This is a genomic window from Empedobacter sp. UBA7611, from assembly GCF_002484365.1.
Taxonomy (GTDB): Bacteria; Bacteroidota; Bacteroidia; order Flavobacteriales; family Weeksellaceae; genus Empedobacter; species Empedobacter falsenii_B.
The window spans coordinates 1-5,240 of sequence record NZ_DLJR01000013.1 but is presented as its reverse complement, the minus strand read 5'-3'; the positions used below and the strand labels follow the sequence as shown (position 1 = coordinate 5,240).

Genomic DNA, 5,240 nt, shown 5'->3' with positions numbered 1-5,240 from the left:
CAACTTTTGATACTGATCCTTAGAATCTAAATTCTAACCATTTTCTATATCAATTAAGGTTGTGGCTGATAATTTTTCGCATTATCTTCAGCATCATCATCAAACTAATCTCCAAATTTTTGCTTAACAGATTCTTTGATTTGATTCTATTTTTCTTCTAAATAATTATAAATTAATGTTTAAAAAAATGAAGAATAATTTCCTCAGAAAACTGCGAAGTAAATCAAAATAATGATGATAATAACAACCACTATAAATTCAAAAATGGGGATAGTTCTCCCTCCAGATTTCAAATTTCTTTTTCTTTTCGAATACATACCAAACCAACTTATAACCAAATAATGACCTAAATTTATGAAAAATATTATAAATCGTTAGAAAACAATAAATCATAAAAAAAGACTTTGAAAAATATTTTCAAAGTCTTTTTTGTTGTACGGGCGGGGAGACTCGAACTCCCACACCTTGCGGCACTAGATCCTAAGTCTAGCGTGTCTACCAATTCCACCACGCCCGCTAAAATCTCACCGATTTGGATTGCAAATATACACAAGTTTTCTTTCTAACAAAATTTCGAAATAAAATTTTTTTAATCTTTTTTTACATTCTAAATTTGTACAAAGCTTTTACAAAAATGGAAATTACAGGAAGAATTAAAAAAGTATTTGAAACTCAAAATATTACTGCAAGTTTCAAGAAAAGAGAATTCGTTGTTACAACGCAAGAACAATATCCACAAGATATTTTAATTGAGCTTACACAAGATAAGACTGATGTGTTGAATGCTTACAAACCTGGTGATGAAGTGAAAGTTTCTATCAACATTCGTGGTCGCGAGTGGGTGAACCCAGAAGGTGTAGCAAGATATTTCAATACAATCCAAGCGTGGAGAATTGAAAATATGGCAAATGCAGCTGCACAAGCACCTCAAGGTTACGATAATTTTGCACCAGCGCCTCCAGTAGATACTTTTTCTAACGGAGATGATGATGATTTACCATTCTAAGGAAAACAAAACATCAATTAATACTAAACGTGTTCTTTATTGGACACGTTTTTTTAATTTTATATAAATTATACACAAAATGATATGTATTGGTTAAGTTCTGATTTAATCTTTCCTGATTACGATGAAGTGAACAGCGAGGGAATTATAGCTGTTGGAGGAGATCTTTCGCCAGAACGCCTAATTTTGGCTTATCAGAAAGGAATTTTTCCTTGGTTTAATGAAGAAGATCCAATTATTTGGTGGTTTCCACAAGATCGATTTGTTTTATTTCCAGAAAATTTACATGTTTCGAAATCGATGAAGAAAGTTTTTCGAGATCAAATATTTACGTATTCAGAAAATAAAGCGTTTCGAGAAGTGATTACAAATTGTTCGCAAGCGTATAGAAAAGATCAGGACGGAACATGGATTACGAATGATATGATCGAAGCATATTGTACGTTACATGAAATGGGAATTGCTAAAAGTATCGAAGTTTGGCAAAACGACGAATTGGTTGGTGGTTTTTATGGAATTGATATAGGCGATGTTTTTTGTGGAGAAAGTATGTTTGCGAAAGTGAGCAATGCTTCCAAAGCTGGTTTTATACAGTTTGTTGCAAAATATCACAAGAAATATAAATTGATCGATTGTCAGGTTTATACCGAACATTTAGCGAGTTTGGGCGCAATGGAAATTCCGAGTGATGTTTTTTTGGAATATTTGGAGAAATAAAAAAAAGCGAAATTCGGATTTCGAACTTCGCTTTTTCAATTTACTTCGTAAAAGTAATAGGATATTTTAGATTGCTATACTCGTTAAGATCTGCATTTAACGACCCAACTAATAATCCAGCCTTTATTTTTAGCGGAACTAAGTTATCATCGTCAGAAATCCACATCGTAACCGATTCTGATTCTTTGAAAACACGACCAGATTGTACGTATGGACGAATTTTGATTGCCGCAATTTTTCCGAATTTTGTTTTTAAGGTTTCACGTCCCAAAACTTTCAATCGAAATTTTAGCGTTTCGTCACCAAGAAAAATATTTTCGTTCAAATAATCTCCTGTTTTAAGAGTGGCATGATTGGTATTACGTAAACTGTAAAAAGCAGAAAGTAAATCTTGCGCATCGTACGGAATTGTTTCTGTTGTGACTTTTCCATCTCGTTTATTTTCAACTTTTGCTTTTCTATTGGCATGATCAAAATAATAGATTTGATGACGTTTGTAACTTCCTTCTACAATATTTCGAACAAATTTTGTTGGTTTCAAATCTGTTTTGTCAATATATGATTCGTAATTATCATCTACCTTAAAAAAAGCACGTACCGCACCAGTAGAAGTTCCTTTTCCTACGATATGAAAATGACTTTTTCCGTTCAATGTAGCTTCTTTTACATCAATTGATGCGAAGCCTGCATTCAATCCAGAATAATGAACTCTAAATTTTAGATTTTCGCCAACTTTGTAGTTGTTTTGAGCATTTAAAGGCAATGCAAATGAAAGGACAATAAAAGTAAAAAATAAAATATATTTTTTCATTTTGAATTTTTGGTTTTGAGGTTAAGATTCAAATTGTTTGCCAAAAATAATAAAACGCCTTTATAAATTGATATAAAGGCGTTTTAATTTATGAGAATCTAATGATATTCTAATTTTCTTCTTTTAAGGAAGATATTTGATCTGCTTCAGTTGAAGTTTCAAAATCTGAAACATTGATAACCGAAACAATTTCTGGAACATATTTTTTGATGGTCATTTCAACACCTGACTTTAAGGTCATTTGGTTGACAGAACATGCTATACATGCACCTGTAAGGCGAACTTTTACAATATTATCTTCTACAGATACTAATTCGATATCGCCTCCATCTGAATTTAAGAATGGTCTAATTTCAGTTAAGGCCTTTTCAACTTCTGAATATTTTTCTTCTGGAGTCATGATCTTTTACTTTTTTAATTTTTTGCCGAACAACCTGCCATCGTTGTAATACGAACAGCTTCTGTTGGAGGCAAAGTATTGTTACGTTCTACTAAACTTTGTACTGCGTTACGTGCAATTTCTTTGTAAACATTAGCTACAACAGTATCTTCTTGCATTGCAGCTGGACGACCAACGTCAGCAGCTTCGCGAATAGATTGTACAATTGGAATTTCGCCTAAGAAAGGAACACCAATTTGTTCTGCTAAGTTCTTTGCACCATTTTGTCCAAAGATATAATATTTGTTGTTAGGTAATTCTTCTGGTGTAAAATACGCCATATTTTCTACAATTCCTAAAACTGGAACATTAATCGCTTCCATTTGGAACATTCCAACTCCTTTTTTCGCATCTGCTAATGCAATATTTTGAGGTGTAGAAACCACAACTGCTCCTGTAATTGGAACTTGTTGAACGATAGATAAATGAATATCACCTGTTCCTGGAGGTAAATCGATTAATAAGAAATCTAATTCTCCCCAATGTGCATCACGAATCATTTGATTTAATGCTTTTGCAGCCATCGGTCCTCTCCAAACAATTGCTTGATCTGTATCAGCAAAGAAACCAATTGATAATAACTTGATTCCGTAAGCTTCTACTGGTTTTATTTTCGTTTTTCCATTAACTTCTACAGAATATGGACGAGCATCTTGACAATCGAACATAATTGGCATAGAAGGTCCGTAGATATCAGCATCTAATAAACCAACTTTGAATCCCATGTTTGCTAAACTAATTGCTAAGTTTGATGAAACAGTAGATTTACCAACACCACCTTTTCCTGATGCTACAGCGATAATATTTTTAACACCTGGCAATTCTGAACCTTTGATTTCGTTCGGATTTTTTTCTTCAACTTCAACAGAAATGTTAAGTTTAAGATTTGACTCAGGTAAATTTTCTTTAAATGCATTTTTCAACGCAATTTCCAAACGCTTGCGTTCGTGCATTGCAGGCGAAGGAGAAACAATATCCAAAATAATATCATTTCCCATCACTTGAGCGTTACGCATCCAATTGCGAATACCCAATTCTTCTAATACTTGATATATTTGATCTCTTGTGTAAGCCATCTTTTAAATTTAATGAGACAAAATTACGAAGAATCAAAGACTTTAAATAATCTAAAAACGTGATTTTAATTGTTTTGCTTTATAATTTGATAAATAGACTTAATTTGATGTATATTTAAACTTTAAATCTGACTATGGAAGAGCATATTATTTATCTGACGAATATAAGAAAACAGATTATTGATGAGCTTGAACAACACTCTCTGAAACAACTACTTTATATACCTGTTGGCTATAAAAACAATTTGTTTTGGAATGCTGCTCATGTTTTGGCAACACAGCAATTGATCCATTATTATTTAACCGATAATAGGATGTTGGTCGATATTCAGTTTATTCAGAAGTATAAAAAAGGAACAATCGGAAATACGGAAGTAACGGAAGAAGATGTGACAGAATTGAAGGAAATGTTGGAAAGTACACCAATGCAGATGTTCAAGGATTATCGTTCGGAAAAACTATCGTATTATCGATCATATAAAACAAGTTTTGGTATGACGTTAGAATCGATTGAAGATGCAATTTTGTACAACAATATTCACGAAGCAATGCATTTGGGCTATATGATGGCGATGAAAAAGAATATTCCTTTTTAAAATCAAAAAGAGAATAAAATTTAAAAATTTAGATGTTAACATACAGAGATGCTAAACGAAGCGATTTAGAAAAAATAACAGAAATTTATAATTCTACAATAGCTTCGCGATTAGTAACTGCCGATACAGAACCAGTTTCAGTTGAAAGTAAAGCAAAATGGTTCGAAGAACATTCACCTGAAAAAAGACCACTTTGGGTTGTAGAAAATGAATTGAAAGACATTGTAGGTTGGGTAAGTTTTCAATCTTTTTATGGAAGACCAGCTTATGATGCAACTGTAGAAATTAGCATTTATTTAGATGCTATGCAACGTGGAAAAGGTTTAGGAAAACAAGTGTTGGAATATAGCATTACGAAAGCAGCAGAATTTGGAATCAAAACGATTTTAGGTTTTATTTTTTCGCATAATGAACCGAGCTTGAAATTATTCAAACATTTTGGTTTCGAAGAATGGGGAAATTATCCCAATATTGCAATTTTAGACGGAATAGAAAGAAGTTTAACTATTTTAGGAAAACGAATCGCATAAAAAAACCCTCACTTCATTTGAAGTGAGGGTTTTTTTTGTTTATTATGTCCCGTCCTGAAATAGCG

The 5,240-nt window shown here is 32.5% G+C and carries 7 protein-coding genes and 1 tRNA gene; 4 read left to right on the top strand and 4 right to left on the bottom strand.

Annotated elements, in window-relative coordinates:
- Nucleotides 1–435: 435 nt before the first annotated feature.
- A tRNA-Leu gene (locus B3R94_RS01510) sits at nt 436–517 on the bottom strand.
- 117 nt (nt 518–634) lie between these two features.
- Between B3R94_RS01510 and B3R94_RS01505 the strand changes: the two genes are divergently transcribed.
- Entirely contained in the window at nt 635–1,006 is a 372-nt protein-coding gene (locus B3R94_RS01505) for a DUF3127 domain-containing protein (protein WP_038336420.1), read from the top strand.
- Between the two features lie 84 nt (nt 1,007–1,090).
- A complete protein-coding gene (gene aat / locus B3R94_RS01500) occupies nt 1,091–1,723 on the top strand; it encodes a leucyl/phenylalanyl-tRNA--protein transferase (RefSeq protein ID WP_291098138.1) in 633 nt (210 codons plus the stop codon).
- 40 nt (nt 1,724–1,763) lie between these two features.
- On the opposite strand, the gene B3R94_RS01495 is transcribed toward aat, so the two are convergent.
- From B3R94_RS01495 to B3R94_RS01485, 3 genes are all read right to left on the bottom strand, one after another.
- The gene (locus tag B3R94_RS01495) at nt 1,764–2,534 is read right to left on the bottom strand and encodes a DUF3108 domain-containing protein (RefSeq protein ID WP_291075916.1); all 771 of its coding nucleotides are present in this window, start codon (nt 2,532–2,534) and stop codon (nt 1,764–1,766) included.
- A 109-nt stretch (nt 2,535–2,643) separates the two neighbouring features.
- Nucleotides 2,644–2,934, bottom strand: coding sequence for a NifU family protein (locus tag B3R94_RS01490; RefSeq protein ID WP_114998704.1), 291 nt, complete (start codon nt 2,932–2,934; stop codon nt 2,644–2,646).
- Between the two features lie 14 nt (nt 2,935–2,948).
- The gene (locus B3R94_RS01485; RefSeq protein WP_114998705.1) at nt 2,949–4,049 is read right to left on the bottom strand and encodes an Mrp/NBP35 family ATP-binding protein; all 1,101 of its coding nucleotides are present in this window, start codon (nt 4,047–4,049) and stop codon (nt 2,949–2,951) included.
- Between the two features lie 134 nt (nt 4,050–4,183).
- On the opposite strand from B3R94_RS01485, the gene B3R94_RS01480 reads away from it, so the two are divergent.
- The gene (locus tag B3R94_RS01480) at nt 4,184–4,645 is read left to right on the top strand and encodes a DinB family protein (RefSeq protein ID WP_038336414.1); all 462 of its coding nucleotides are present in this window, start codon (nt 4,184–4,186) and stop codon (nt 4,643–4,645) included.
- A 32-nt stretch (nt 4,646–4,677) separates the two neighbouring features.
- Complete coding sequence (locus B3R94_RS01475) at nt 4,678–5,175, top strand: GNAT family N-acetyltransferase (protein ID WP_260509600.1); 498 nt, start codon at nt 4,678–4,680, stop codon at nt 5,173–5,175.
- Nucleotides 5,176–5,240 lie beyond the last annotated feature (65 nt).